Origin of the sequence: Microbacterium sp. ISL-103 (assembly GCF_018613995.1) — a bacterium.
Classification (GTDB): Bacteria; Actinomycetota; Actinomycetes; order Actinomycetales; family Microbacteriaceae; genus Microbacterium.
The window spans coordinates 1-1,161 of the sequence record NZ_JAGGPD010000633.1 but is presented as its reverse complement, the minus strand read 5'-3'; the positions used below and the strand labels follow the sequence as shown (position 1 = coordinate 1,161).

Annotated in this window: 1 protein-coding gene; it reads right to left on the bottom strand. The window is 65.4% G+C overall.

Annotation, left to right across the window (positions count from 1 at the left end):
* On the bottom strand, positions 1-1,048 hold a 1,048-nt coding region (locus J7E68_RS18910; RefSeq protein ID WP_215175088.1), incomplete at its 3' end, for a cytochrome c oxidase assembly protein.
* Between the last annotated feature and the right edge of the window lie 113 nt (positions 1,049-1,161).

The following is a 1,161-nucleotide window of genomic DNA, read 5'->3' as shown; positions in this document are numbered from 1 at the left end:
CGCGCGGTCCTCGGCTTCCATCGTCCCGTGCATAGATGACCAAGGTTGCGAGTGTGATCGGCGCCGCGAAGACGAGGAGCAATGGGATGGCGAGGCCGAGGAGAGGGACGGAGAGGAATCGCATACTGATGAGCGAGTCGTCGTAGGCTGCGAGCGGGCCACTGGTCGTCCACAGAAGCGCCCCCATCCCGGCAATCCAGCTGATCGTCCGCCTGGCTGGCCACGGATTCCCGCGGCGCCGTGCGCGTCGGACGCCGACGAGGTAGATGACGATTCCGAAACTGGCGACGAGCACCCAGAGGAGGTCGGGGCTCCACGCCGTGAACCATCTCTGCAGGGTGAGTTCGATCGGGACGGGCGCGTCGGTGAGGATCTCCGCGGCGGTGTTTTGCGGCGGCGTGATCGTATCGGCGGGGGCGGCGGTGCGGGCGAGGGCGGCGGCGGCACCGCTCGCGACACCCATGAAGCCGAGTTCGACGCTCACGATCATCCAGAAGGCGCCACGGCCCTCGTTGGCCTTTGCGATGAGTCGGCGGCGGTAGGCGGCACCGAGGACGCCCATGACCAAAAGCGCGCCGATCTTTGTGAAGAGGATGATGCCGTACGGTGAGGCCACGTCTTCCCACCGGCCGAGGGCCGTGAGCGCCCGCGCGAATCCCGAGATGGCGACGCCGATGAACGCGATGAGTGCCACCGTCGAGTACCGGCGGAGCAGGTTCTCGAGTTCGTGCGGAGAGCTGATGGGTCGCGCGGCGACGAGCAGGATGAGACCGCCGAGCCATATCGCTGCTGAAATGACGTGCAGGACGAGGGACATGACCGCGGGATCGTGGTTGGCGAGCTCACCCGAATGACCCTGGGTGGCCATGGGTATCAGGCTGATGATCGCGAGCACGGTCGTGAACATCACCGCCCCATTGCTGCGAACAGCGAATGCGAGGACTGTCACGACCGAGGCGAGGATCACGGTGATAAGCCATGATCGTCCCAGCTCCGTGTCGAGAAGAAAGCGGCCCAATTGCGCACCGAACTCGGCGTTCAGACTCACTTGCGGATTGAATGACGACAGGAAGGTGAGGAAAGCCACCACCCCGCTTGTGATGGTGAGGGTCGCGGCGCCGGCGGAGGCGATATCGAGCGCGACGGTGAACGGTTTCCCCC